This is a genomic window from Mycolicibacterium alvei, from assembly GCF_010727325.1.
GTDB classification, from domain to species: Bacteria; Actinomycetota; Actinomycetes; order Mycobacteriales; family Mycobacteriaceae; genus Mycobacterium; species Mycobacterium alvei.
Map to the genome: position 1 here is coordinate 417,655 of NZ_AP022565.1, position 23,550 is coordinate 441,204.

20 protein-coding genes are annotated in these 23,550 nt (G+C 68.5%); 12 read left to right on the forward strand and 8 right to left on the reverse strand.

The genetic code is table 11. The annotated features are described in order from the left end of the window. Positions 1-3 precede the first annotated feature (3 nt). The 5 genes from G6N44_RS01950 (at position 4) to G6N44_RS01970 (ending at position 5,860) form a co-directional block, all read left to right on the forward strand. Positions 4-969, forward strand: a complete 966-nt coding sequence (locus G6N44_RS01950) for a helix-turn-helix transcriptional regulator (protein WP_163660655.1) — start codon at positions 4-6, stop codon at positions 967-969. Positions 970-999: 30 nt separating this feature from the next. Further along, positions 1,000-1,248: a Sec-independent protein translocase subunit TatA gene (tatA, locus tag G6N44_RS01955; RefSeq protein ID WP_163660657.1), complete on the forward strand. Its 249-nt coding sequence runs from the start codon at positions 1,000-1,002 to the stop codon at positions 1,246-1,248. A gap of 76 nt (positions 1,249-1,324) precedes the next feature. Further along, a complete protein-coding gene (gene tatC, locus G6N44_RS01960; RefSeq protein WP_163660659.1) occupies positions 1,325-2,269 on the forward strand; it encodes a twin-arginine translocase subunit TatC in 945 nt (314 codons plus the stop codon). Beyond that, complete coding sequence (locus G6N44_RS01965; RefSeq protein ID WP_163660661.1) at positions 2,259-5,027, forward strand: DEAD/DEAH box helicase; 2,769 nt, start codon at positions 2,259-2,261, stop codon at positions 5,025-5,027. The genes tatC and G6N44_RS01965 overlap by 11 nt, the downstream gene beginning before the upstream one ends. Positions 5,028-5,065: 38 nt before the next feature. Then, positions 5,066-5,860, forward strand: coding sequence for a DUF4333 domain-containing protein (locus G6N44_RS01970; protein WP_163660663.1), 795 nt, complete (start codon positions 5,066-5,068; stop codon positions 5,858-5,860). Between the two features lie 105 nt (positions 5,861-5,965). Here G6N44_RS01970 and G6N44_RS01975 read toward each other — a convergent pair whose 3' ends face one another. After that, the gene (locus G6N44_RS01975) at positions 5,966-6,931 is read right to left on the reverse strand and encodes a 5'-3' exonuclease (RefSeq protein WP_163660665.1); all 966 of its coding nucleotides are present in this window, start codon (positions 6,929-6,931) and stop codon (positions 5,966-5,968) included. Next, a complete protein-coding gene (locus tag G6N44_RS01980) occupies positions 6,928-7,788 on the reverse strand; it encodes a hypothetical protein (protein ID WP_163660667.1) in 861 nt (286 codons plus the stop codon). Before G6N44_RS01980 ends, G6N44_RS01975 begins: the two co-directional genes overlap by 4 nt. A 73-nt stretch (positions 7,789-7,861) precedes the next feature. On the opposite strand from G6N44_RS01980, the gene G6N44_RS01985 reads away from it, so the two are divergent. After that, entirely contained in the window at positions 7,862-9,013 is a 1,152-nt protein-coding gene (locus tag G6N44_RS01985) for a M24 family metallopeptidase (RefSeq protein WP_163660669.1), read from the forward strand. A gap of 7 nt (positions 9,014-9,020) precedes the next feature. On the opposite strand, the gene G6N44_RS01990 is transcribed toward G6N44_RS01985, so the two are convergent. Next, positions 9,021-9,446, reverse strand: a complete 426-nt coding sequence (locus G6N44_RS01990) for a F420-dependent biliverdin reductase (RefSeq protein ID WP_163660671.1) — start codon at positions 9,444-9,446, stop codon at positions 9,021-9,023. A 35-nt stretch (positions 9,447-9,481) separates the two neighbouring features. Here G6N44_RS01990 and G6N44_RS01995 point away from each other — a divergent pair, with 35 nt between their 5' ends. Genes G6N44_RS01995 through G6N44_RS02015 form a run of 5 tightly spaced genes read left to right on the forward strand, consistent with a single transcriptional unit; the run spans position 9,482 to position 14,479 of the window. After that, complete coding sequence (locus G6N44_RS01995; RefSeq protein ID WP_163660673.1) at positions 9,482-10,240, forward strand: decaprenylphospho-beta-D-erythro-pentofuranosid-2-ulose 2-reductase; 759 nt, start codon at positions 9,482-9,484, stop codon at positions 10,238-10,240. After that, positions 10,237-11,409 carry a precorrin-6y C5,15-methyltransferase (decarboxylating) subunit CbiE gene (gene cbiE, locus G6N44_RS02000; RefSeq protein WP_163669497.1) on the forward strand — a complete coding sequence of 391 codons (1,173 nt, stop codon included), beginning with the start codon at positions 10,237-10,239 and terminating at the stop codon, positions 11,407-11,409. The genes G6N44_RS01995 and cbiE overlap by 4 nt, the downstream gene beginning before the upstream one ends. Then, positions 11,406-12,161 (forward strand): precorrin-4 C(11)-methyltransferase, encoded by a 756-nt coding sequence (cobM, locus tag G6N44_RS02005; RefSeq protein WP_163669495.1) that lies wholly within the window; start codon positions 11,406-11,408, stop codon positions 12,159-12,161. The genes cbiE and cobM overlap by 4 nt, the downstream gene beginning before the upstream one ends. Next, on the forward strand, positions 12,161-12,892 hold the full coding sequence (locus G6N44_RS02010; RefSeq protein WP_163660675.1) for a cobalt-precorrin-6A reductase: 732 nt from the start codon (positions 12,161-12,163) through the stop codon (positions 12,890-12,892). Before cobM ends, G6N44_RS02010 begins: the two co-directional genes overlap by 1 nt. Positions 12,893-12,919: 27 nt before the next feature. Further along, complete coding sequence (locus G6N44_RS02015) at positions 12,920-14,479, forward strand: adenylate/guanylate cyclase domain-containing protein (RefSeq protein WP_163660677.1); 1,560 nt, start codon at positions 12,920-12,922, stop codon at positions 14,477-14,479. Here the strand turns inward: G6N44_RS02015 and G6N44_RS02020 are convergent. From G6N44_RS02020 to cobG, 5 genes are all read right to left on the reverse strand, one after another. After that, positions 14,469-15,530, reverse strand: a complete 1,062-nt coding sequence (locus tag G6N44_RS02020; RefSeq protein ID WP_163660679.1) for a phosphotransferase family protein — start codon at positions 15,528-15,530, stop codon at positions 14,469-14,471. The genes G6N44_RS02015 and G6N44_RS02020 overlap by 11 nt on opposite strands. Continuing rightward, a complete protein-coding gene (locus G6N44_RS02025) occupies positions 15,527-16,183 on the reverse strand; it encodes a TetR/AcrR family transcriptional regulator (protein ID WP_163660681.1) in 657 nt (218 codons plus the stop codon). The genes G6N44_RS02020 and G6N44_RS02025 overlap by 4 nt, the downstream gene beginning before the upstream one ends. Positions 16,184-16,269: 86 nt before the next feature. Next, entirely contained in the window at positions 16,270-17,802 is a 1,533-nt protein-coding gene (locus G6N44_RS02030) for a precorrin-2 C(20)-methyltransferase (protein WP_163660683.1), read from the reverse strand. Continuing rightward, positions 17,799-18,425 carry a precorrin-8X methylmutase gene (locus tag G6N44_RS02035; protein WP_163660685.1) on the reverse strand — a complete coding sequence of 209 codons (627 nt, stop codon included), beginning with the start codon at positions 18,423-18,425 and terminating at the stop codon, positions 17,799-17,801. The genes G6N44_RS02030 and G6N44_RS02035 overlap by 4 nt, the downstream gene beginning before the upstream one ends. A gap of 9 nt (positions 18,426-18,434) precedes the next feature. Continuing rightward, the gene (cobG, locus tag G6N44_RS02040; protein WP_163660687.1) at positions 18,435-19,553 is read right to left on the reverse strand and encodes a precorrin-3B synthase; all 1,119 of its coding nucleotides are present in this window, start codon (positions 19,551-19,553) and stop codon (positions 18,435-18,437) included. A gap of 353 nt (positions 19,554-19,906) precedes the next feature. Here cobG and cobN point away from each other — a divergent pair, with 353 nt between their 5' ends. Beyond that, positions 19,907-23,512 carry a cobaltochelatase subunit CobN gene (gene cobN / locus G6N44_RS02045; protein WP_235682918.1) on the forward strand — a complete coding sequence of 1,202 codons (3,606 nt, stop codon included), beginning with the start codon at positions 19,907-19,909 and terminating at the stop codon, positions 23,510-23,512. The last annotated feature ends 38 nt before the right edge of the window (positions 23,513-23,550 follow it).

Here is a 23,550-nt window from a genome sequence, read left to right on the forward strand (position 1 = left end):
CGCATGAGCCAGGTTTCCACCCGGTTGGTCCGGATGCTCAACATGGTGCCGTATTTCCAGGCCAACCCGAAGGTCACCCGTTCGGCGGCCGCGGCCGCCCTGGGGGTGACCGCCAAGCAGCTCGACGACGATCTGCGACAGCTGTGGATGTGCGGGCTTCCCGGCTACAGTCCCGGCGATCTCATCGATTTCGACTTCGAAGGGGACACCGTCGAAGTCACCTTCAGCGCCGGTGTCGATCGCCCGTTGCGCCTGACCTCGACCGAGGCCACCGGCATCCTGGTGGCTCTGCGTTCACTGGTCGACGTGCCCGGGATGGTCGACCCGGAGGCCGCCCGCAGCGCCATCGCCAAGATCGAATCGGCGGCAGGCAGCCAACGCGCCGGTGTCGAGGAGAGCGTGCCCCAGGAAACCGGGACGGCCGCGGCGGTCAGGGCCGCCGTGCGTGACGCCCGAGCGCTGACCTTGGAGTACTACTCGGCGTCACGTGACTCTCTGACCACGCGCACCGTGGACCCGATCCGCGTCGTGCTGATCGGTGACAACAGTTACCTGGAGGCGTGGTGTCGCAGCGCCGAGGCGGTCCGGATGTTCCGGTTCGACCGGATCGTCGCGGCAGAGCGTCTCGCCGACGCCGCTGAGCCACCGTCACCGGCGGTGCAGGCAGGCACCGACACCTCGCTGTTCGATCCCGACACCGCGGATCCGTCGTTGCCGTCGGCAACACTGCTCATCGACCCCTCCGCGTCGTGGATGTTCGACTACTACCCGCTCCGGGTGGTCAATGAATTGCCCGACGGGTCGTGCGAAGCGGTGATGACATACGCCTCGCCCGAGTGGATGGCGCGTTTCCTGCTCGGATTCGGTTCGGCGGTGCGGGTGTTGGCCCCACCGGACCTCGCGCAGCGGGTGCAGGAATCGGCCGGAGCGGCGCTGCGTGTCTACGACGCCGAAGACACACGCGGGTAGACTCGGCCCAGACGTCTGGAGGTAACCAAATTGGGTGGTCTACAACCCTGGCACTGGATCATTGTTATCGCGGTGTTCGTGCTGCTTTTCGGCGCCAAGAAGCTGCCGGACGCAGCGCGGTCGCTCGGTAAGTCGATGCGGATCTTCAAGTCGGAGATCAAGGAGATGCAGTCGGATTCTGCGGCCCCTTCCGCGGAGACCCCGCCGGCCAAGCCGATCGCCTCCGAGCGGGTCGACGCTCCTGCCCCTGAGCAGTCCCCGGACCGCCACACGGCCTGACCGGTCCGGCGCCCGATCGCGGTCATCGTCCCGCGGTGACACAGCGCGTCTACGACCAGGCCGTTAAAACACGCCCGTGACCTCCGGATTCATCAAGAAGCTCGATCCCCGGCGCCGCCGATCGCGGGTCAACCCCGACGGCACGATGTCGTTGGTCGACCACCTGCACGAGCTGCGCAACCGCCTGTTGATTGCCGTGGCCGCCGTTCTGCTGACCACGATCTTCGGCTTCCTCTGGTACACCCACGGCTTCTTCGGCTTCCACAGCCTGGGGGAATGGCTGCGCGGTCCGTACTGCGCGCTGCCCGACTCGGCGCGCGCGTCCATCGCACCGGACGGTGAGTGCCGCCTGTTGGCCACCGGGCCGTTCGACCAGTTCATGCTGCGTCTCAAGGTGGCGCTGGCGGCCGGGCTGGTGCTGGCCTGCCCGGTGTGGCTCTACCAGCTGTGGGCATTCATCACCCCGGGCCTGTACAAGAAGGAACGCCGCTTCGCGATGGCGTTCGTCGGACTCGGCGCCTCGTTGTTCATCGCCGGCGCCATCCTGGCCTACGTGGTGCTGGCCACCGCCCTGGGTTTCCTGCTGACCGTCGGCAGCGACGTGCAGGTCACGGCGTTGTCGGGCGAGCAGTACTTCGGGTTCCTGATCAACCTGCTGCTGGTGTTCGGTATCAGCTTCGAGTTCCCGCTGTTGATCATCATGCTCAATCTGATCGGCATGCTCAGCTATGAGCGGCTCAAGGCCTGGCGCCGCGGACTGATCTTCGGGTTGTTCGTATTCGCGGCGTTCGCCACCCCCGGGTCGGACCCGTTCACGATGCTGGCGCTGGCCGGCGCGCTCAGCCTGCTGCTCGAGTTCGCCATCCAGGTGGCGCGGATCAGCGACAAGCGCAAGGCCCGGCGCGAGGCACAGGAGGTGCCCGACGACGAGGCGGCGCCGATCCCGACGGCCGAGCCGGTCGAGCGGCCGGCCCCGGTCGCGGGAGCGTCGCGAATCGACATCGACGACGATGCCACCTGACGCCGGTAACCAACCCGGCGGTGAGCTGACCAAGTTCACCGCCGAATATCCCTTCGCTCTCGACGACTTCCAGCTGCGTTCCTGTCGCGCATTGGAAGGCGGTCACGGCGTGCTGGTGTGTGCGCCCACCGGGGCGGGCAAGACCGTGGTCGGCGAGTTCGCCGTGCACCTGGCGTTGGCAGCCGGCGGCAAATGCTTCTACACCACCCCGATCAAGGCGCTGAGCAACCAGAAACACAACGACCTGGTGTCCCGCTACGGCGCCGACAAGATCGGGTTGCTCACCGGTGACCAGTCCATCAACGGTGACGCCGACATCGTGGTGATGACCACCGAAGTGCTGCGTAACATGTTGTACGCGAATTCACCTGCACTGCATGGACTTTCCTACGTCGTGATGGACGAGGTGCACTTCCTGGCTGACCGGATGCGCGGAGCGGTATGGGAAGAGGTGATCCTGCACCTGCCCGAGGAGGTGCTGCTGGTCAGCCTCTCCGCGACGGTCAGCAACGCCGAGGAGTTCGGCGGCTGGATCCAGACCGTACGCGGCGACACCACCGTCGTCGTCGACGAACACCGGCCGGTTCCGTTGTCGCAGCACATGCTCGTCGGGCGGCGGCTTTTCGATCTGTTCGAGGGCACCGGAACCTTGGTGGACCCGGATCTGTTGCGGCACATCAGCCACCGGCGTGAAGCCGACCGACTGGCGGACTGGGAGCCACGGGGTCGTGGACGTGGCCGCGGTGGCGGCCGTCCTCAGCTCTACCGGCCGCCGAGTCGGCCCGACGTGATCGCCACCCTGGATTCCGCGGGGCTGCTGCCCGCCATCACCTTCGTGTTCTCGCGGGCCGGCTGTGACGCGGCTGTCCAACAATGCCTGCGGGCGCCGCTGCGGCTGACCACCGACGAGGAACGCAGCCGGATCGCCGAGATCGTCGACCGGCGCTGTGCGGATCTGGCCGAATCCGACCTGATCGTGCTGGATTACCACCAATGGCGCGAAGGCCTGCTGCGCGGGCTGGCCGCCCACCACGCCGGAATGCTGCCGGTGTTCCGGCACACCGTCGAGGAACTCTTCACCGCGGGCCTGGTCAAGGCCGTGTTCGCCACCGAAACCCTGGCCCTGGGCATCAACATGCCCGCGCGCACCGTGGTGCTCGAGCGGCTGGTGAAGTTCAACGGGGAGCAGCACGTTCCGCTGACGCCGGGGGAGTACACGCAGCTGACCGGGCGGGCCGGGCGCCGCGGCATCGACGTCGAGGGCCATGCCGTGGTGCTGTGGCGGCCCGACGACAGCAATGCCGAACCGGCCGAGGTTGCCGGCCTGGCTTCGACCCGTACCTTCCCGCTGCGCAGCTCGTTCGCGCCGAGCTACAACATGACAATCAACCTGGTGCAGCAGATGGGGCCCGAACAGGCCCACAAACTGCTGGAACGTTCATTCGCGCAGTACCAGGCGGACCGATCGGTGGTCGGTTTGGTGCGCGGCATCGCGCGCGGCGAGCGGATGATGGGCGAGCTGGCAGCCGAACTGGGCGGTGCCGACGCACCGATCCTCGAATACGTCCGGTTACGGACCAAGATCGGCGAACGGGAGCGCGCCCAGTCCCGGGCGTCACGGGTGCAGCGGCGCAAGGCCGCCACCGACGCGCTGGCCGAACTGCGCCGCGGCGACATCATCACGATCACCCAGGGGCGCCGCGGCGGGCTGGCGGTGGTGCTGGAGGCCGCTCAACGCGACAGCGACGACCCCCGGCCGCTGGTGCTGACCGAACACCGTTGGGCCGGCCGGATTTCGTCGGCCGACTACTCGGGTGCCTCGGCCCCGTTGGGCGCGATGTCCTTGCCCAAGCGTGTCGAACACCGGCAGCCACGGGTCCGTCGCGATCTGGCGTCGGCACTGCGGTCGGCGGCCGCAGATCTGTCGGTGCCCTCGAAGCGCTCGAGCCGTGGCGCCGCAGCTCCAGAACGGGATGTCGATCCCGAGCTGGCCGGGCTGCGTGAGGAACTGCGTCACCACCCGGCACATACGCTGCCGGACCGCGAGGTCCAGGCGCGGATCGCCGAACGCTATCTGCGGATCGAACGTGACAACGCCCAGATTCAGCAGAAGGTGAATGCGGCGACGAACTCGCTGGCCCGCACCTTCGACCGGATCGTCGTGCTGCTCAGCGAGCGTGGGTTCATAAAAGCGAACAACGACGGCGAACTCAAGCCGGATCTCAGCGTCACCGATGCCGGCCGACTGCTGGCCCGCATCTACAGCGAGAGCGACCTACTGGTGGCCGAATGTCTGCGTGCCGGTCTGTGGCAGGGCCTGCAGCCGGCGGAACTGGCCGCGGTGCTCTCGGTGGTGCTGTTCGAGTCGCGCGGAGACAGCGCGGGCGGTGTGCTGGGAGCCGACGTACCCACCGCGGGCCTGCGCCGCACGTTGGCCCAGACCCGACGGATGTCGGTGGACCTGCGCGGCGATGAGCAGCGGCACCGGCTGGCCCCGAGCCGAGAACCCGACGAAGGATTCGTCACCGCCGTTTATCGGTGGGCTACCACCGGTGATCTGGCCGCCGCACTTGCGGCCTCCGATGTGAACGGGTCGGGTTCGACGCTCTCGGCGGGTGATTTCGTACGGTGGTGCCGCCAGGTGCTCGACTTGCTCGACCAGGTCCGTAATGCCGCGCCGCAATCCGCCCTGCGCAATACCGCGAAACGCGCTGTCAACGATGTTCGGCGCGGCGTTGTTGCTGTTGATGCGGGGTAGGGTGTTTCAGGCGACACCGAACAGGATCAAGGAGAACCATGAGCGGACCGCAGGGATCTGACCAGGGACAGCAATGGCCTGGTCAGCAGCCTGAGCCCGGGGCGGACCAGGCGTCGGGCGCCGAGGCATGGCAGCCGCCGGCCCCCGCTTCCGAGGACGCCACGACCAACGCTCCGGCCTGGCAGCCTCCGGCGTACACGCCGCAGCAGTACCCGTCGTACCCGCCGCCGCCGCAGGGCGTTCAGCAGCCGGATTACCCGCAGCCGCAGCAGCCCCAGTACCCCGGGCCCGAGCAGTACGGCCAGCAGGCGTACCCGCAGCCCGGCCAGCCGCTTCAGTACGGCCAGGTTCCCGGCTACGGTCAGCCGCCGCAGTACGGTCAGCCCGGTCAGCCGGGTCAGTTCGGTCAGCCAGGGCAATTCGGTCAACCGGGCCAGTACGGCGCCCCCGGTCAGTTCGGTCAATACGGCATTCCCGGTGCCGACCAGGGCTCCAAGTCTTCACTCGGCGTAATCGGCGGTGTTGTCGGCGGCGTGGTGGCGCTGTTGCTGATCATCCTGGCGGTGACCGCGTTCTGGCTACCCGGCTGGGCGGTCACCACCAAGCTCGACATCGACAAGGCCCAGAGCGGCGTCGAGCAGATCCTGACCGACAAGACCAACGGCTACGGCGCCACCAAGGTCACCGGCGTCAAGTGCAACGATGGCGAAAACCCGACGGTGAAGAAGGATTCGACCTTCGACTGCGAGGTCACCATCGACGGCACCAAGCGCAAGGTGACGGTGACCTTCAAGGACGACAAGGGCACCTACGAGGTCGGTCGACCCAAGTAAGTCAGCCCGAGTCATCCGCCGCTCGTCGGTCACCACTCGTCGCCGGTTTCTACGCCAGGGTCGCTTCGCCGTGCGCGAGCGACCCTGAGGTGGAAAACGGCGCGGTCAGAGTGAGCCGGGCAGGCGGTCCAGGGCCGACTGCAACCGGCTGATCGACGAGGTCACCCCGTACGCCGCGGCCAGTTCGGCGACCCGCGCCGGGTCACCGGCAGCCAGCGGCAACTCATCGGTTGTGGTGGACATCCGCACCGGGGCGTCGACGGCCACCCGCACCACCGGTTCGGCGGCGGCCATATAGTCGGCGGCGGCCAGCAGTTTGGCCCGATGTGCCTTGGACAGTGAGGATTTCGGGTCCTGAGTGGCCTCCTGGATACCCTCCAGCGAGCGGTAGCGGTCCAGCAGCATCGCGGCTGTCTTCTCGCCGATGCCCGAGACCCCGGGCAGCCCGTCGGACGGGTCACCCCGCAGCAGGGCCAGCTCCGCATACGCCCGTCCGGCCCGGTCGATGGGAACCCCGTACTGTTCGGCAACTTCTTCCGGACCGAACTTCGTCGCCTTGGCCAGCCCGCGGCCGATGTAGAGCACCCGCACCGGGGGAGCCGGCTCGTCACGGACGAGTTGGAGCAGGTCGCGGTCACCACTGACCACCACCACCGGGTCGTGTGCTTCGCGGGTGGCCAGGGTGCCGAGCACGTCGTCGGCCTCGAACCCAGCCGCCCCTGCCGTCGCGATGCCGAAGGCGTCCAGCAGTTCCATGATCATGTCGACCTGGGGGGTGAGGTCGTCGGGAACCTCTTCGACGTCAGGGGTTCCATCAGGTTGGGGCTCTTCGACCCGGTGGGCCTTGTACGAGGGCACCAGGTCGACGCGCCACTGCGGTCGCCAGTCGTCGTCGCGGCACACCACCAGCCGGCGCGGTCGCTCCCGGGTGACCAGCGTGGCGATGGAATCGAAGAACCCGCGCACCGCGTTGACCGGCCGGCCGTCGGGCGCCTTGATCGACGACGGCACGCCGAAGAACGACCGGAACCACATGCTGGCGCCGTCGAGCAGCAGAACAGGGTCGCTCATCGGGTTTCCTCCATCCGACCGAAGACATAGGACGCAGCCGTGACGGCTTTTCCGTCGGCACCCTCATCGTGCAGCGTGGCTCTCACCGCAACGGTGCCGCCCGCGCCGGACAATACCTGGGTGTCGGCCCGGAACGGGCCGGTCTTGCCGCGGGCGAGAAACATCACATGTGACGAAAGCCCTTGCAGTGCATCGGTTTTTGCCGCTTCTGCTGCCCTTTCTGAGGCGGCCGTCTCCAGGATCACGAACTGAGGGCCGATGTGCAGTGCCGCATCCGGTGAGGCCACCTCGACTGCCAGTTCCGGCAATCCCCAGTGCCCGTCTGAGCGCTTGGCTCCGCCGAACACCTGCCACAGCGGCGGCAGCTCCGGACCGTCTACGACGACGATCGGGTCGACGGGCATCTTCTCCAGACCTCCCGGGGGCACGCCGATCGAGATGCCCTGCCCCTCGGTGAGCGCGATGACCCGGTCCGGATGGTCGGCGTCGACGATCACCGACCGGCTGTAGGCCAGTTGCCTACCTTGTTTGAGCACTTCGGTGTCCACCCGGATGCGCTTCACGTCGCGTGCCGGGTCGAGGACCTGACAGGAATGGATCACCGGGTTCGGCACGGCCTCCAGATCGCTCACCCCGCCGCTGTCCGGCGAGGAGATACCCAGCACCGCGAGCAGCAGACCACCGGACGAATTGCGCATGTCGCGGCGCAAGGTCACCGTGTCGTCGACCGGACCCAAATCCATCGAGGAGTACGAACGCCCGAGATAGCGGTAGCTCAGCAGGCCACCCCAGCGCCGGCGCAGCTCGGCAGCGTACGCCGCGGGATCGTCGGTGAGATCGCGGATATCACGCAACATTCCAGCGACAGTAGCCGGTGCGGGGTGCCTGCCTGGACGGCACCACCGAGGCATACCTATTAGCCTCGATCCCATGACGGTCAGCCGATTCAGCACCGATGTCTACGCCCATCGTCTTTCGGCGGCCACGTCAGCCGCCGCGGATGCCGGTCTGGCCGGTCTGGTCATCACCCCGGGCTATGACCTGCGGTACCTGATCGGCTCGCGAGCGCAGACCTTCGAGCGGCTGACGGCGCTGGTCCTACCGGTCGACGGTGACCCGACCATCGTGGTGCCGCGTCTGGAGCTGGCGGCGCTACGCGAATCAGCTGTCACCGAACTCGGTGTGACGGTACGTGATTGGGTGGATGGACAGAACCCGTACCAGATGGTCGCCGACGCGCTCGGCGGGCCGGGCGCTGGGCAATCTGGACGGCCCGCCGTCGCCGTGGCGGTGACCGATTCCATGCCTGCCCTGCATCTGCTGCCGCTTGCCGACCTGCTCGGCCGGGTCCCCGTGCTGGCCACCGACGTGCTGCGGAAGCTGCGGATGATCAAGGATCCCGCCGAGATCGACGCGCTGCGCAAGGCCGGTGCGGCGATCGACCGGGTGCACGCCCGGGTGCCCGAATTCCTGGCGCCCGGCCGCACCGAGGCCGACGTGGCCGCCGACATCGCCGAAGCGATTGTCGCCGAAGGACATTCCGAGGTGGCGTTCATCATCGTCGGCTCCGGCCCCAACGGTGCCGACCCGCACCACGAATGTTCGGAGCGTGAGCTGAGCGCCGGTGACATCGTGGTCGTCGACATCGGCGGGCCATACGAGCCGGGCTACAACTCCGACTCCACCCGCACCTACAGCATCGGTGAGCCGGATTCCGAGGTGGCGCGTCGCTATGCGGTGCTGCAGCGCGCCCAGCAAGCAGCGGTCGCGGCCGTGCGTCCCGGCGTGACTGCCGAACAGATCGACGCGGCGGCTCGCGATGTGCTGGCCGCCGAGGGGTTGGCCGAGGCGTTCGTCCACCGCACCGGACACGGTATCGGGCTGTCGGTGCACGAGGAGCCCTACATCGTGGCGGGCAACGACCTCCCGCTGGAGGCCGGGATGGCGTTCAGCGTGGAGCCCGGCGTGTATTTCCCGGGACACTGGGGTGCGCGGATCGAGGACATCGTGGTGGTCACCGAGGACGGCGCGGAGTCGGTCAACAACCAGCCCCACGATCTTGTCGTGGTGCCGGTGAACTAGGCCGGGCTCAGCCCTCGCTGCGGTCCAGCAGCTCCGAGGAACCCAGCACGCGCTCGATCCGCACCTCGATCACCACACGACGCGGATTCACCCGGGGCGTGCGATACCGCTGGGCATACCGAAGCTCGGCGTCACGGACCGCGTCGGGCTCGCTGCTCACCGTGGATTTGCCCTCCAACGACAACCAGCGGGCGCCGTCGACCTGGCTGAGCACCGCGATGCCACGCTCATGCGCGTTCACCGCTTTCTGCGAGCCGCCGTTGGTGATCACCCGCGCGATGTGTGTCTTGGGATCGAAGGTGAAACCGACCGCCACGACGTGCGGTGAATTGTCCGAGCGCAGCGTGGTCAACATGGCCAGGTGACGTTCGGTGAGAAACGCCAGCGCCTCGCCGGTGAGCTTGGTGGTTGCCTTGCCACGAGATGTAGCCATCGGGGTCCACGCTAGCGCAGGACATAATCGCTGCCATGGATGACACGGCTGGCACGAATCCTCGTGTCGTGGTGATTTTCGGGGGGCGTAGCGAGATCGGCGTCGAAATCGCGGTGCGGCTCGCGCAGGGGGCGGTCGTGGTGCTCGCCGCCCGCCGCGCCGGCGAGCTCGATGAGCAGGTCGCGGCCGTCCGGGCAGCTGGTGCCGCGGCGGTACACACGTCGGAGTTCGACGCCGACGACGTCGCCGGCCACACCCGCGTGGTCGAGGCAATCGAAACCGCTCACGGACCGATCGACACCGCGGTGCTCGCGTTCGGGGTCCTGGGCGATCAGGACCGCGCCGAAGCCGATCCGGCCCACGCCGTGGCCGTCGTGCACACCGACTACGTGGCCCAGGTCGGCCTGCTGACCGTGCTGGCGCAGCGCATGCGGGCCGCCGGCCGGGGCCGGCTGGTGGTGTTCTCCTCGATCGCGGGAGCCCGGGCCCGCCGCGCCAACTATGTCTACGGCTCGGCCAAGGCCGGTCTGGATGCGTTCGCCAGCGGGCTGACCGACGCGCTGCACGGTACCGCCGTGCACCTGCTGATCGTGCGGCCCGGATTCGTGATCGGTCGGATGACCGAGGGCATGGACCCGGCGCCGTTCTCCAGCACCCCGGCGCAGGTGGCCGCAGCCACCGTCAAAGCACTCAGCAAGGGCAAGCGTGCGGTGTGGGTGCCGTGGGTGATCCGCCCGATGATCTTCGTGACGAGGTTCGTGCCCAGGACGATCTGGCGGAGGATGCCGCGATGATCACCGTGGTCGGCATCGGAGCCGACGGGATGGCCGGATTGTCGCGCACCTCGCGCGACGAGTTGGCCGGCGCCACGGTGGTGTACGGCTCGCCACGGCAATTGGAGCTGCTCGACGACAGCGTGACGCCGGACCGCCGCGAGTGGCCGTCGCCGATGCTGCCCGCGCTGCCGACGCTGTTCGGCGATGCCGATGTACACGTGGTGGCCAGCGGTGATCCGCTGCTGCATGGCATCGGCGCGACGCTGATCCGGTTGTTCGGCGCGCAGCGGGTCCGGGTGCTGCCCCATGTGTCCAGCGTGACGTTGGCCTGCGCCCGGATGGGCTGGACGGTGCCCGACACCGAGGTGATCAGCCTGGTCACCGCCGCGCCGCACACCGCGGTGCGCCGCGGTGGGCGGGCGATCGTGCTGTCCCGCGACGCGCAGACCCCGGCCACGCTGGCACGGCTGCTGAACGAATCCGGCCGGGGCGACTCGGAATTGACCGTGCTGGAACAGCTGGGCGGGCCGGGGGAGCGTCGCCACGACGGAACCGCTGCGCAGTGGACGACCGCACCGCCGGCCGAGATCGACGATCTCAACGTGGTGGCGGTGGCCTACCGTCCCGACGACCGGCGGGCCCAGGCGTTGCCCGACGAGGTGTTCGCCCACGACGGGCAACTCACCAAGCAGTCCATCCGGGCCGTCACCCTGGCGGCGCTGGGGCCACGGCCCGGTGAACTGCTGTGGGACGTCGGGTCGGGTTCGGGAAGCATCGCGATCGAGTGGTCGCGCAGTGCACCGGGCTGTGCGGCAGTGGCATTCGAACGTGACGCGCAGCGCCGCGAACGGATCTTGGGCAACGTCAAAGCTTTCGGGGCCCGGGTGGACGTCCGCAGTGGTGCGCCGGATGCGCTCGACGGTGCGCCCGAGCCCGACGTGATCTTCATCGGCGGCGGCGTCACCCAGCCCGGGCTGTTGCAGGCCTGTTTTGACCGGCTGCCCGCCGGTGGGCGACTGGTGGTCAACGCGGTGACGCTGGAATCAGAAGCGGTTGTCGCGCAGTGGTATTCGAAGGTAGGTGGCGAGGTGCGGCGTTATCAGCACTATCAGGGCGGTGCGATCGGCGGGTTCACCGGCTGGCGCCCGGCGCTTCCGGTCACCCAGTGGGCGGTGACCAAGCCGTGACGGTGTACTTCATCGGTGCCGGCCCCGGTGCCGCCGACCTGATCACCGTGCGCGGTGCGAAACTGCTCGGCAACTGCCCGGTGTGCCTGTACGCCGGGTCGATCATGCCGGACGATCTGCTGGCGTTGTGTCCGGCCGATGCGAAGGTCGTCGACACCGGGCCGTTGAACCTGGATCAGATCATCGACGAGCTGGTGGCCGCAGACAAGGCGGGTGTCGACGTGGCCCGGCTGCATTCCGGTGACCCGTCGATCTACAGTGCGCTGGCCGAGCAGTGCCGCCGGCTCGACGAACTGGGCATCGGGTACGAGATCGTGCCGGGCGTACCGGCTTTCGCCGCGGTGGCCGCCGCGCTGGGGCGCGAGCTCACGGTCCCCGGCGTCGCGCAGACCGTCACCCTGAGCCGGGTGGCCACCCTGTCCACGGCGATGCCCGAGGGGGAGGACCTGCGCACCTTGTCGGCACCGGGGGCAACGCTGGTGCTGCACCTGGCCGCGGCCCAGATCGACAACATCGTCCCGCAGCTCCTCGACGGTGGATACCGATCCGAAACCCCATGTGCCGTGGTGGCATTCGCCAGCTGGCCGCAGGAGGTCGTGTTGCGCGGAACGCTCGCCGACATCGCCGGGAAGATGCACGCCGCCGCGGTGACCAAAACCGCGGTCATCGTGGTCGGCGATGTGCTTGCCGCCGAAGGATTCTCCGACAGCTACCTGTATTCATCGGATCGGCGTCGCGGAGTGACCCACTGATGAAAGTTCTGTTGCTCGGCGGAACCGGGGAGGCCCGCGCCCTGGCCGCCGCGTTGCATCCCGAGGTCGAGGTGATCAGCTCGCTGGCCGGGCGGGTGCCGGATCCGGCGCTGCCGGTCGGCCCGGTGCGCATCGGCGGGTTCGGGGGTGTCGACGGGATGCGTCGCTGGTTGGTGGACGAACACGTCGACGCGGTGGTCGACGCGACCCACCCCTTCGCCGCCACCATCACCGCGCACGCGGCGCAGGTGTGCGCCGAACTCGGGGTGCCGCACCTGGTGCTGGCGCGTCCGGCCTGGGCGCCGGGATCGGCGCTCGTGGTCGGATCGGACCGGGAGGCGGCCGAAGCCGTGACGGCAAACGGTTACTCGCGGGTCTTTCTCACCACCGGTAGATCCGGCACCCGCGTATTCAGAGATGTCGACGCCTGGTTCCTGATCCGGGCGGTCACCGCGCCGGATCCCGACACCCTGCCCGTCGATCACCAACTGCTGCTGTCCCGCGGCCCGTACGACTACGACGGGGAGCTGGCCCTCCTACGCGAGCACCGGGTCGACGCGTTGGTGACCAAGAACAGTGGCGGCGCGATGACCGAACCCAAGCTGCGGGCCGCCGAGACAGCGGGTGTGGCGGTGGTGATGGTGGACCGTCCGCCGCTGCCGCCCGGAGTGCACTCGGTGGCCACGGTCGAGGAGGCGGCGGGCTGGGTTAGGGCCGAAACCGCAGGCTGACGCACCCGGCAGCAGTAGGCTCCGAACGTGGCGGAGACGTCATATGCACCGTGCGGCGGTCTGAGTCTCGCCTATCAGGTTTTCGGCGACGGACCCGTCGAGCTCGTCTACGCCGGTTCATTCGTCAGCCACCTCGAAGTGTTCTGGACCATGCCCGAGTTCGAGGCCTTCATGGAGCGACTCTCGACGTTCTGCCGCGTCCTGCTGTTCGACAAGGCCGGTGTGGGTTTGTCGGACCCCGTGCCACAGGTGCGCACCCTCGATGAACGGGCGTCCGAGCTCGAGGCGGTGATGGATGCCGCGGGATTCGGGCGTGCGGTGCTGTTCGGGTTGAGCGAGGGTGGCCCGGCGGCGATGTTGTTCGCGGCGACCCGGCCCGAACGCACACGGGCGTTGATCCTGAGTGGCACGTTCGCGTACTTCGGCATCACCGAGTGGGCTGACTTCGACCGTGGCGCAGCCGACCTGCACGCGCGGATCATGGGTGAGATGGGCGAGGACTACAGGCCCTCGATCGAGCAGATCGCCGCCTTTCAGGAGTTCGGCCGGGCCAGTGGCTCGGTGTGGGGCACCGGTGCCGCACTCAAGCGCTTGTTCCCGGCCGCCGGGTCGGTGCGGCAACTCGGCATGTTCGAGCGCATGAGCGCCAGTCCGGGAATGGCCCGGGCGACACTCGAAGCTCTGTTCCGGATCGACGCCCGACCGATTCTGTCGACGATCACGGCGCCGACCCTGGTCATCCATGCCACCGGCGATCTCGTTCCGGTGCAGGGCGGGCGGTATCTCGCCGACCACATCCCGGGGGCACAGCTGCTCGAGGTCGACGGCACCGACCACGCACCCTGGATCGCCAATCCCGACGAGATCACGAGTGAGATCGAGGAATTCCTCACCGGCAGCCATGCCGCGCCTGCGCAGTCCCACCGGGCTCTGCGCACCGTGTTGTTCACCGACATGGTCGCCTCCACCCAGCACGCCGCGGCGACCGGGGACGAGCGGTGGCGGGCGGTGCTGCACCGGATGGGGGAGATCACCGCCGACCTGACCGGTCATTTCGGTGGTGTCGTGGTGAAGAGCACCGGTGACGGGCACCTCGCCACATTCGACGGCCCGACCCAGGCGATTCGCTGCGCAGAGGCGCTGCGCGATCAGACCGAGACCATGGGCATCGAGATCCGCGCCGGCATCCACACCGGCGAATGCGAGTTGCTGGACGGCGATATCGGGGGAATCGCGGTCCACATCGCGGCGCGCATCCTCGGCCTGGCCGGCGCCGGGGAGATCCTGGTGTCGAGCACCGTCCGAGATCTGGTGGTGGGCTCGGGAACCGGCTTCGAGGACCGCGGCGACGTCGAGTTGCGCGGGGTGCCGGGTATCTGGCGACTCCTGGCGGTCGATCGCCACGGCGCACGGGCCGGTACACCCGAGGCGGAGCTGGCCTCGGTGCCGACGCCTGGCCCGAGGCCCACGATGCGCCGGTCGGATCAGGCCATGGCGGTGATGGCGAGGCGGATGCCGCGCATCGTGCGGGGGATCGCCCGCGTCACGCCTGGCACGCGCGTCATGGGACCGCCCGTCAGGCGTTGATCAGGTCGAGCGTGCCGAGCTCGCGGATGGCCTGACAGCCGCGCTGGGCCATCACCACCATCATGTCGTCGCCGCGTTCGGTGGAGTTGGCGAAAGCGGTGCCGAGCACGGTGATCAGCGGCGCCTGCAGCATGCCCAGACGGTAATCCTGCCAACAGGTTTCGCGGTCGTAGCCGGTGACACCGTGCGACAGCAGCCGGTCGTGGTAAGCGCCGACCAGGTCGGCTTCGGCGGCGGCCCGGACGGCGGGTTCCAGGCTGGTCGCGGTGAAGTAGGACAGGTCGCGGGCCGGCAGGCCGGAGCCGAGGGTCTGCCAATCCACCACGGTGATCCGGGTGCGGTCGGGGTCGAACAGCATATTGTCCAGCCGGTAGTCGCCGTGCAGGACGGCGAACCGGTCCGGTTCGGCCAGTAACCACGGGGTGACCACCGACATCGCTGCGCGCATGGTCTCCTGATCTTCCAGGGACAGGCGTGCGCCGATCTTGTCCAGGGTGATGTCGGCCGCCATCTTCGCGACGTCACCGAATCCCTTGGCGGAGTCCGGTTCCGGCTTGGGCATGGCGATGCCGGGGAAGTTCGCCCACTGCGGGTCGGCCCAGGTCGGCCCGTGCAGATCGGCCAGTGCCAGGACGGCCAGCGTGGCTTCGGCCGGTGTGCACCCGGTGATTTGATCACCTTGTTGAGCAGGTGCCATGTCCGCCAGGACCAGGACGAAATCGGCTCCCTCGCCGGCGATTTCACAGTGGTGACAGTGCGGGACCGGGATCTGCACGTGGTCGGCCACGTTGGTGTAGAAGGCATGCTCGGAGCGGTAGCCGATGGTGACGCGGTCACGTACGGTGTCGTCCTGCGACGGCAGCTTCACCGCGAAGGTGCCGGGCAGGCCGGTGTCGTCGCGATAGGTGACCGAGATCCGGTAGGTGGCGCCGGTCTGGCCCGTGCCGATCGGCGCGGTCTGCACCGAATCCACTTCGGCGCCAAGGATCTTCGACAGCCATCCGGTGGTGACCTCGGCGGGCCTGCTCGGGATGGACACGGCCGCCGTCATCGGGATTCTCCGGCTTCGCCGATCGTGCCGTAAATCGTGCCCATCCACATCGCTTCTGCACCTTCCAATAGTTGTCGGCGGGTCAGCGGCCCGCCGACGATGATCCGCTCCACCAGTCGATCGTTGAGTTCCATCAGCAAGCTCGCCAGCACCCCGGCGTCGGGGCCGTCGGGGGCGCGACCGGCGGCCCGATCTGCGACGATCACCGCGGCGACGGTGGGGACGAAGGACTCCCGCGCCGCATCCCACATGTCGCGGACGGCATTGTTGGCTCCGCGGGCCTCCCACATCGCCTCGAACAGGTAGCGGTGTTCCTCGGCGGTCCGCGCCACTGCCTCAAGCGTGTCGCGGACCCGGGAGCGGGGCGGTTCGGCGGTGTTGGCCAGGATCGTGTTGGCCGCCAGCAGGGCCTCGTGCATCGGTTCCAGCAACGCGGCGACCGCGGCCGCCTTGTTCTCGAAATAGAAGTAGAAGGCCGAGCGTCCGACGCCGGCTGCCCGGGCGACCTCGGCGATGTTGAGTGCGTCGAACCCGGTCTGTTTCAGGTGTTCGTCGAGTGCCGCCAGGATCGCGGTGCGGCGCTGATCGCTGCGCTGCGGTTGTCGACGGTCGACCAGTGACCGGGTGGCTGCGCCCTGTGGTGCCGTCGGCATGTGGTGTCCGGCCCTCCCATTCTCGACGGGTGTGACGCCGGACACTATCGGTCATTCTGACAGCAGTCAATAAAACTCGACGCGAGTCAGTCGATAGGTCCCGCGGGGTAGTGGCGCGGGGTGAACACCCGGTCCTCGGTGGTGTCACCGCCAGCCGAACCGGCGTACCACTGCGTCTGGGACGAGCCGATGATCAGCATGGTGCGCATGTCCACCTGGGCCGGATCCAGATCGGCCAGTCGCACCACCGACACCCGCTCGCCTGGACCCGGCTCGGCACCGGATACGGCGCGCGCGACGACCACCGGGGTGCTCGGATCGCGGTACTCCAGCAGCACATCGCGCATGGCGCCCACCTGCCAGGTCCGGGTTTTCGACGCCGGGTTGTAGATCGCCAACGCCAGATCTGCCCTCGCCGCGGCGGTGAGACGCTCCACGATCACCTCCCACGGCTTGAGCCGGTCGGACAGCGAGATCACCGCGTAGTCGTGGCCCAGTGGCGCACCCACCCGACTGGCGACCGCTTGGGCCGCCGTCATCGCGGGGATTACCCGGACCTCGACGCCTGGCCACTGTTTGGCCTCCTCGAGCACCGCGGTGGCCATAGCGAACACACCCGGATCGCCCGAGGACACCACCGCCACCGTCCGGCCCTCCTGAGCCAGCTTGCAGGCCAGTTGTGCGCGGGCCGGTTCGTCGGTGTTGTCGCTGGGGTGGTGATGCTGTCCGGCACGGGCCCCGACGCGATCGAGATAGGGGGCGTAGCCGATCAGATCGGTGGCGGCGGACAGTTCACGTCGGCTCTGCGGGGTCATCCAGTCCGAGTCGCCCGGTCCGAGCCCGACGACCACCACACTGCCCTGCGGGGTGGTGGCCCGCGACCGCCCGGGCACCATCGCCAGCGAGAAGTACGGCACCTTGATATCGCCGACCTCGCCGGCCGGCGATACCCGTTGCCGGTCGGTGCTGGCCCGCTCGACGTAGTACGCCTCGTCCAGGCGTCCGGTCGACGCCAGAGCTTCGCGCACCCGGGTGTAGGACCGGCCCAGCTTGAGCACCACGGCCGCGTCGGTGTCGGCCAGGCGGCGTTCCAACTCGGCGGTGGGCAGCGTGCCGGGCAGGATCGTCAGGACGTCATCGCCCTGCACCAGCGGGGTGCCGGTGGCGGCGGAGGCCGCGCTCACCGAGGTGACGCCGGGAACGATGACGGCGTCGAACCGCTCGGTGAGCCGGGTGTGCATGTGCATGTAGGAGCTGTAGAACAGCGGATCACCCTCGGCCAGCAGGGCCACATCGCGGCCGGCCTGCAGGTGCGCGGCGATGCGCTCGGCGGCCGCGGCGTAGAAATCCTCCATCGCGCCGACGTACCCGCCGGGGTGCTCGGTGGTCTCGGTGGTGACCGGATAGACCAGGTGTTCCTCGATCTGGCCTTCCCGTAGATAGGGCTCGGCGATACCTCGGGCGATGCTCTGGCCGTGCCTCGCGCTGTGGTAGGCCACCACGTCGGCCGCCCCGATCAGCCGGGCCGCCTTGACCGTCACGAGCTCCGGATCCCCCGGGCCCAACCCGACGCCATACAGAGTTCCGTGGGCTCCACGTTCTGTCGTCTCGGTGCTCACTCGCGTTCACTCGCAATCGCATTGACGGCGGCTGCGGCCATGGCGCTGCCCCCGCGCCGGCCGGTCACCACCAGATAGGACATGCCCCTCGGGCGTTCGATCAGTTCTTCCTTCGACTGCGCGGATCCGACGAAACCGACCGGACCGCCCAGCACCGCCGCCGGTACGGGCGCGCCCTCGTCGAGCAGTTCCAACAGCCGGAACAATGCGGTCGGTGCGTTGCCGATCGCGACCACTGCGCCGCCGAGCCGGTCGGCCCACAGGTCGACGGCGGCCGCCGAGCGGGTGAATCCCAACGTCGCTGCCAACTCCGGGGCACGGGGATCGGCCACCAGCGAGACGACCTCGTTGTCAGCGGGCAGCCGCGATCGGGTGATCCCGGCCGCGACCATCGACGAGTCGCACAGCACCGGGGCGCCCGCCGCGAGTGCGGCATGCGCCCGGGCCACGACATCGTCGGTGTAGGACACGTGGTCGGCGACATCCACCTGACCGCAGGTATGGATCAGCCGGACCACCACCCGCGACACGTCATCGGGGAACCGCGACAGGTTCGACTCGGCGCGGATCGTCGCGAATGACTGCCGGTAGATCTCGGCGGCGTCACGGATGTAGTCGAGCACCCGAACACCCTACGGGGACGTGCTACGCAGCCGGTATCCGTCCTCGGTGGCGATCAGGACCTCGGCGGTGGGTGGGCTGCCGCAGGCCCGCTCGCAGCCCACGAAATGCCGGTGCGTTTCTGTGGGCGCTTCGACCGCTTGGGCCGCATCGGCGCGCACATCCGCGATGGACTTGGCGCATCCTGGACTGCCGGTGCAGGCGCTGACCCGCAGCCAGGGTGAGTTCTCGTCGAACACGAGCCCGAGCGGGGCAAGAACCCGCAGGGCGGTGTCCGCGACGCCCTCGGGGACGTCGCACACCAGGACCGAACGCCACGGGGTGATCACCAGCGGAGCCTCGATGGCGGCCAGGAAGCGCGCGACCCGCGCCTGCACGACGCCGAGCGGCACCGCGGCCCCCAGCGCGACGTCGCCATCGCGTTGCTCGATCCAGCCCACCGGCGGTGTCATCGTCGGTGGCCAGGTGGCCCCCGCCGGGGCGCTGGGATCCAGGCCGTCCAACAGCGCCGAATGATTGTCGAGTTCAGTTATCCGCCAAGCTGTTCCGCGGATATCGACGAAACGCCTGGCCACCTCGATGAGGGTGGGCACCGCGTCGCCGGAGTCCAGTCGCACCCCGGTGTCGCGTCCGGCCAGCAACAGCGCGAACGTGCCGTCATCGCGGGCATGCACCCCGGCGTCGGCGTCGATCCCGGACACGTCGCCGCGGCCGTCGTCGAGGCTGAACCAGAACCTGCCCGGCAGGCCGGCCAGCACCGGCTCCTCCTGGATGGCGCGGTCGAGGTCGATGAGCAGGGGGCGGACATCGGTGACGCCGCCCGAACGTCCGGAAAGGGGCGAGGCCACGATGTTGCGGGCCCGTTCGTGGGTTGGTGACGGCAGCAGGCCCGCTGCGGTGAGAGCTCTGGCGGCGTTGTCGGTGTCGGTCACCGCCCGGATCTGGATGTTGCCGCGAGACGTGAGTTCCATTGCGGGAGAGCCGAACTGCTCGGCAATCTGGGCCAGCGTCGTCAATTGGGCGGAGGTGATCATCCCGCCGGGTAGCCGGATTCGCACCAGGGCGCCATCGGCGGCCTGGTGCACGGTCAGTGCACCAGGGCAGGCGTCCTGATCGCGGGTCCTGGTCATATTGCCCGCCATCTTACTTTCGTCAATCGCTGTGACATCGGTCACTGGTGCGGAAACCTGTTCGGTCGCTTACAGATCGGTGGTTTTCGGCGGCGTTGGCCGTACCGTCTAACCAGATTCCCGGGACCGCCGGTACCGGGAAGTTGACAGCCAGATCCAAGGCTCTGACGAAAGGAGCGATTCATGCTCGCATTCGGTGTCTTCGCCACATTTGTCCTGGTGCTCGTTGCGACGGCAGGCAGGCCCTACCGGCAGTCGTGGCACGACCGCTTCGGCGAAACCCAGCCCTGACTCGGATCTATCCATACGCACCGGCTACCCCGATCGGGTAGCCGGTGCGGTACGAATGGGGGGTGTTTGCTCCCACTGTCTTGCTGCTGTCGACCTCGGACACCGATCTGATCACTGCCCGCGCCAGCGGGGCCCGGTACCGCTGGGCCAATCCGTCGCGGCTGGTCGCCGGTGAGCTCGAGGAGCTTCTCGACGGTGCTGACATCGTCGTGATCCGCATCCTCGGCGGCTACCGGGCCTGGGAGGACGGTATCGACACTGTGGTGGCCAGTGGCCTGCCGACCGTCGTGGTCAGCGGTGAGCAGTCACCCGACGCCGAGCTGATGGGGCATTCGACCGCCCCGCAGGGCGCCGCTCTGCAAACCCACATCTACCTGGCCCAGGGCGGCATCGAGAATGTGGCAAACCTTTATTCCTTCCTGTCCGACACCCTGCTGATGACCGGGTTTGGCTTCGCTGCCCCGGTAACCACCCCGACCTGGGGTGTCCTGGAGCGCACCACCGGCTCCGGCGCCGGACCGACCGTGGCCGTGCTCTACTACCGCGCACAGCAACTGGCCGGGAACACCGGCTACGTCGACGCGTTGTGCAACGCGATCGAGCAGGCCGGCGGCCGCGCGTTGCCGGTGTTCTGCGCATCCCTGCGCACCGCTGAACCCGAACTCCTCGAGCTGCTCGGCACCACCGACGCGCTGATCACGACCGTGCTCGCGGCCGGTGGCGCCACCCCGGCAGCAGTCGGCGCAGGCGGCACCGACGACTCGTGGAACGTCGCTCACCTTGCCGCGCTGGATATTCCGATCCTGCAGGGCCTGTGCCTGACCAGTTCCCGGGACCAGTGGTCGGATAACGACGACGGCATGTCACCGCTGGATGTCGCCACCCAGGTCGCGGTTCCCGAGTTCGACGGCCGCATCATCACCGTGCCGTTTTCCTTCAAGGAGATCGACTCCGAAGGGCTGATCTCCTACGTCGCCGATCCTGAGCGTTGTGCGCGGGTGGCCGGCCTGGCCATCCGCCACGCCCGTTTGCGTGCCATCCCGGCCGCGGAAAAACGGGTGGCCGTGGTGTTTTCGGCCTATCCCACCAAGCACGCCCGCATCGGCAACGCCGTCGGCCTGGATACCCCGGCCAGCGCGATCGCACTGCTGCGCACCATGCGCGACGCCGGTTACGACATCGGCGAGGCCACCGCCCCCGGCGACCTCGCCACAATTGTCGACTCGGGCGATGGTGACGCGCTCATCCACTCCCTGATCGAGCGCGGCGGGCAGGATCCGGAGTGGCTGACCGACGAGGCATTGGCTGCCAATCCGATTCGCGTCCCCGCCAAGGACTACCGGTCCTGGTTCGCGACGCTGCCCGCCGAACTCGCCGATGCCGTCGTCGAGCACTGGGGCCCGCCGCCGGGTGAGCTCTTCGTCGACCGCAGCCACGATCCCGACGGGGAGATCGTCATCGCGGCCATCCAGGCCGGCAACGTGGTGCTGATCGTGCAGCCGCCCCGCGGGTTCGGGGAGAACCCCGTGGCCATCTACCACGACCCCGATCTACCGCCCAGCCACCATTATCTGGCCGCCTACCGCTGGCTGGACTCGTCGTTCCCTGGTTCGTTCCGCGCCGACGCCGTGGTGCACCTGGGCAAGCACGGCAACCTGGAGTGGCTGCCCGGAAAGACGCTCGGCATGAGCGCGGCCTGCGGCACCGACGCCGCCCTCGGCGATCTGCCATTGATCTACCCGTTTCTGGTCAACGATCCGGGGGAGGGCACCCAGGCCAAACGGCGGGCGCACGCCACTCTGATCGATCACCTCATACCGCCGATGGCCCGCGCCGAAACCTACGGCGACATCGCCAAATTGGAGCAGCTGCTCGACGAGCACGCCAATGTGTCGGCGCTGGACCCTGGCAAGCTCCCGGCCATCCGCCAGCAGATCTGGACGTTGATGCGGGCGGCCAAGATGGACCACGACCTGGGCCTGGAGGATCGCCCCGACGAGGAATCCTTCGACGACATGCTGCTGCACGTCGACGGTTGGCTGTGCGAGATCAAGGATGTTCAGATCCGAGACGGCCTGCATGTGCTGGGGCAGAAACCCACCGGCGCAGGCGAACTCGACCTGGTGCTGGCGATCCTGCGGGCCCGCCAGCTGTTCGGCGGCGAGCAGACCGTGCCCGGGCTGCGTCAGGCCCTGGGCCTGATCGAGGACGGCAGTGACGACCGTGCCGCCGTCGACGCCGCCGAGGCCGGGGCCCGCGCGCTGGTGGCTGCGCTGCAGGAGTCCGGTTGGGACCCTTCTGCGGTCGACAAGATCACCGACAACCCCGAGGTCGCCCAGATCCTGCGCTTCGCCGCCACCGAGGTGGTGCCGCGGCTGGCGGGCACCGCAAGCGAGATCGACCAGGTGCTGCGCGCCCTGGCCGGCGGCTTCATCGCGTCGGGGCCGTCCGGTTCGCCGCTGCGCGGCCTGGTCAACGTGCTGCCGACCGGCCGCAACTTCTACTCGGTGGATCCCAAGGCGGTTCCGTCCCGGCTGGCGTGGGAAACCGGTGTGGCGATGGCGGATTCACTTCTGGATCGCTACCGCACCGACTACGGCCGCTGGCCGCAATCGGTGGGGCTCTCGGTCTGGGGCACTTCGGCCATGCGTACCGCCGGTGACGACATCGCCGAGGTGCTCGCCCTGCTGGGGGTGCGGCCGGTGTGGGATGACGCGTCACGCCGGGTGGTCAATCTCGAGGCGATCGACCTGGCCGAACTCGGCCGACCGCGGATCGACGTCACGGTGCGTATCTCCGGGTTCTTCCGCGACGCCTTCCCACACGTGGTCACGATGCTCGACGATGCGGTGGCATTGGTGGCGGGCCTCGACGAGTCGGCCGCAGACAACTACGTGCGCGCCCACTCCCAGGCCGACCTGGCCGAGCATGGCGATCTAAGGCGTTCCACGACAAGGATTTTCGGTTCCAAACCGGGGACCTACGGTGCCGGCCTGTTGCAGCTGATCGACAGCCGTAACTGGCGCGATGACGCCGACCTGGCCGAGGTGTACACCGCGTGGGGCGGATTCGCCTACGGTCGCGGGCTCGACGGTGCACCCGCCGCCGACGACATGAACCGCGCCTACCGGCGAATCGCGGTGGCGGCCAAGAACACCGACACCCGCGAGCACGACATCGCCGACTCCGACGACTACTTCCAGTATCACGGCGGCATGGTGGCCACCGTGCGGGCGCTGACCGGCCAGGCCCCGGCGGCCTACATTGGTGACAACACCCGGCCGGACGCGGTCCGCACTCGCACGCTGTCGGAGGAGACCAATCGCGTCTTTCGGGCCCGGGTGGTCAACCCGCGCTGGATCACCGCGATGCGCAGGCACGGCTACAAGGGGGCCTTTGAGATGGCGGCCACGGTCGACTATCTGTTCGGCTACGACGCCACCGCGCACGTGATGGCCGACTGGATGTACGAACGGCTCTCGGCCGAGTACGTGCTCGACGACGAGAACCGCAAGTTCATGTCGGAGTCCAATCCGTGGGCGCTGCACGGCATGGCCGAACGCCTGCTGGAGGCCGCAGGCCGCGGCATGTGGGCCCAACCCGAGCAGGCCACTCTCGACGGGCTACGTCAGGTGCTGCTGGAAACCGAAGGCGAGCTCGAGGGCTGAGCGCGTCAACGGCCGCGGGCCTGTTGGCTTAGATTGGG